The organism is Amycolatopsis kentuckyensis (assembly GCF_002155975.1).
GTDB lineage: Bacteria > Actinomycetota > Actinomycetes > Mycobacteriales > Pseudonocardiaceae > Amycolatopsis > Amycolatopsis kentuckyensis.
The window spans coordinates 1-3,617 of sequence record NZ_MUMI01000284.1 but is presented as its reverse complement, the minus strand read 5'-3'; the positions used below and the strand labels follow the sequence as shown (position 1 = coordinate 3,617).

At 69.6% G+C, this 3,617-nt stretch carries 1 protein-coding gene and 1 pseudogene; one reads left to right on the top strand and one right to left on the bottom strand.

What is annotated here, in order from left to right; translation table 11 throughout:
• Window positions 1-3,199 (top strand): methionine synthase (gene metH / locus CCN39_RS26800; RefSeq protein WP_086846507.1); only part of this gene is annotated, 3,199 nt, incomplete at its 5' end.
• A gap of 180 nt (window positions 3,200-3,379) precedes the next feature.
• Here the strand turns inward: metH and CCN39_RS26795 are convergent.
• Window positions 3,380-3,617: pseudogene (locus CCN39_RS26795) on the bottom strand (FAD-dependent oxidoreductase); the annotation flags it as partial.

Below are 3,617 nucleotides of genomic sequence, written 5' to 3'. Positions count from 1 at the left end.
CGACCCGGCGTACCGGGCGGTGACGTTCGAGCAGGTCAAGGCGTCCTACGCGGAGCAGATCGCCGGCCTCGCCGAGGGGGGTGTCGACCTGCTGCTGATCGAGACGATCTTCGACACGCTGAACTGCAAGGCCGCCATCGCCGCCGCGCGCGAGGTCGCCCCGCACCTGCCGCTGTGGATCTCGGTGACGATCGTCGACCTGAGCGGCCGGACGCTGTCCGGGCAGACCGTCGAGGCGTTCTGGAGCTCGATCGAGCACGCGAAACCGCTGGTCGTCGGCGTGAACTGCTCGCTGGGCGCCGAGGAGATGCGCCCGCACGTCGAGGAGCTCTCGAGGATCGCCGACACCTACGTCGCCTGCCACCCCAACGCCGGCTTGCCGAACGCGTTCGGCGGCTACGACCAGACGCCCGAGGAGACCGCCGGGCTGATCGGCGGGTTCGCCCGCGAGGGCCTGGTCAACCTGGTCGGCGGCTGTTGCGGCACCGGCCCGGCCCACATCGCGAAGATCGCCGAAGCCGCGCGGGGCGTCACGCCGCGCGAGGTGCCCGCACCGCGCACCCACACCCGGTTCAGCGGGCTCGAGCCGTTCGGCATCGGCGCCGACACCGGGTTCGTGATGATCGGCGAGCGCACCAACGTCACCGGCTCCAAGCGGTTCCGGCGGCTCATCGAATCCGGCGACCACCAGGGCGCCGTCGACGTCGCCCTGGAGCAGGTCCGCGGCGGGGCCAACCTGCTCGACGTCAACATGGACGCCGACCTGCTCGAGTCCGAGCAGGCGATGACGACGTTCCTCAACCTGATCGCCACCGAGCCCGAGGTGGCCCGGATCCCGGTCATGGTCGACAGCTCCAAGTGGAGCGTGCTCGAAGCCGGCCTGCGCTGCCTGCAGGGCAAGGGCGTCGTCAACTCGATCAGCCTCAAGGAAGGCGAGGAGCCGTTCCTCGCCCAGGCCCGCACCATCCGCGACTACGGCGCCGGCGTCGTCGTGATGGCCTTCGACGAACAGGGCCAGGCCGACACCGCCGACCGTAAGGTGGAGATCTGCGGCCGCGCGTACGACCTGCTCACCCAGAAGGCCGGCTTCGCGGGCGAGGACATCATCTTCGACCCGAACGTCCTCGCCGTCGCCACCGGCATCGCCGAGCACAACGGCTACGCGAAGGCGTTCATCGACGCGTTGCCCCGGATCAAGGAGCGCTGTCCCGGCGTCCACATCTCCGGCGGCATCTCGAACCTCTCGTTCTCCTTCCGCGGCAACGACGTCGTCCGCGAGGCGATGCACTCGGCGTTCCTGTTCCACGCCATGCAGGTCGGCCTGGACATGGGCATCGTCAACGCCGGCCAGCTCGCCGTCTACGAAGACATCCCCAAGGACCTCCTGGAGCTGGTCGAGGACGTCCTCTTCGACCGCCGCGAGGACGCCACCGACCGCCTGGTGAGCTTCGCCGAGAACGTCAAGGGCAGCGGCACCAAGCGCGTCGTCGACCTCTCCTGGCGCGAGGGGCCGGTCGGCGCCCGCCTGTCCCACGCACTGGTCCACGGCATCGTCGACTACATCGAGGACGACACCGAAGAGGCGCGGCAGCAGATGGCCCGGCCCCTCGACGTCATCGAGGGCCCGCTGATGGACGGCATGAAGGTCGTCGGCGACCTGTTCGGCTCCGGCAAGATGTTCCTGCCGCAGGTCGTGAAGAGCGCCCGCGTGATGAAGCGGTCCGTCGCCTACCTCGAGCCGTTCATGGAGGCGGAGAAGGAGAAGGCGCGCCAGGAGGGCCGGCTCGCCACCTCGGGTGGCCAGGGCAAGATCGTGCTGGCCACGGTGAAGGGCGACGTCCACGACATCGGCAAGAACATCGTCGGCGTCGTGCTGGGCTGCAACAACTACGAGGTGATCGACCTCGGCGTGATGGTGCCGGCGGGCAAGATCCTCGACACCGCGGTCACCGAAGGCGCCGACGCCGTCGGACTGTCCGGGCTGATCACGCCGTCACTGGACGAGATGGTCGCCGTCGCCACCGAGATGCAGCGGCGCGGCCTGAAGCTGCCGCTGCTCATCGGCGGCGCCACGACGTCCCGCCAGCACACGGCGGTCAAGATCGCCCCGGCCTACGACAACGCCACGGTGCACGTGCTCGACGCCTCGCGCGTGGTCGGCGTCGTGTCCGACCTGCTCGACCCCGACCGTTCGATCGTGCTGGCCGAGAAGAACCGGGCCGACCAGGAGGTGCTGCGCGAGCAGCACGCGAGCAAGCAGCGCCGCCCGATGCTGACCCTCGAACAGGCCCGCGCGAACCCCGAGAAGGTCGCGTTCGACGGCCTGCCGACCCCGGCGTTCACCGGCGTCCGCGTGGTCGAACCGAGCATCGCGGAACTGCGCGAGATGGTCGACTGGCAGTTCCTGTTCCTGGCCTGGGAGCTCAAGGGCAAGTACCCGGCCATCCTGGAGCAGCCGGTCGCCCGCGAGCTGTTCGACGACGCGAACACCCTGCTCGACGAGATCATCGCCGACGGCAGCTTCACCGCGAAGGGCGCGTACGCGTTCTGGCCCGCGCACAGCGAAGGCGACGACATCGTGCTCGAGGGCGAGTACGCGCACGTCGGCTTCCCGATGCTGCGGCAGCAGACGGCGAAGCCCGAGGATCGCGCGAACCGCTGCCTCGCCGACTACATCGCGCCGATCGGCGACCACCTCGGCGGCTTCGCGGTGGCCATCCACGGCGCCGAGGCGCTGGCGAAACGGTTCGAGGCCGAGCAGGACGACTACCGCGCGATCATGGTCAAGGCGCTGGCCGACCGCCTCGCCGAGGCGTTCGCCGAGCACATCCACCTGCGCGCCCGCCGCGACTGGTTCGAGCCGGACGCGCAGCCGGAGCTGGCGGACCTGCACGCGGAGCGGTTCCGCGGCATCCGCCCGGCCCTCGGCTACCCGGCCAGCCCCGACCACAGCCAGAAGCGCGAGCTGTTCGAGCTCCTGGCGGCCGACGAGCTGGGCATGGCCCTGACCGAGTCGTACGCGATGACCCCGGCGGCGAGCGTGTCCGGCCTGATCTTCGCCCACCCGGACTCCCGCTACTTCACCGTCGGCCGGCTCGGCCGCGACCAGGTCGAGGACTACGCGCGCCGCAAGGGCGTGAAGATCGCCGAAGTCGAGCAGTGGCTCCGGCCCAACCTGGCCTACGACCCCGAGGCATAGGCCGGCGGTGTGCACGAAGCCGTAACTCACGTGATCAGACCCGCAACTCACGTGATCGGAGCCGTAACTCACGTGATTGGAGCCGGAACTGGCGAGTTCCGGCCTGGATCACGCGAGTTCCGGGTTGAATCACGCGAGTTACGGGCTGGATCACGCGAGATCCGGGTTGGATCACGCGAGTTACGAGGGGTAGGCCGGCAGGTCGATGTCCGTGGCGAACTTGTCGGTCGCCTTGAGCATCAGGCCGAGCAGGAAGCGGGACTTGAACGTCCAGTCCCGCAGCTTGATCCGCAGGGGTGACGGCGGCGCGAGGAACGGCCCCGCGCTGCCGCGCTGCGACACCTTCGCGTAGTCCCGCATCAGCTCCTCGTAGCGGGCGAAGGCGACCCGGTGGTCGCCGTCGGCGATGAGGAGCTCG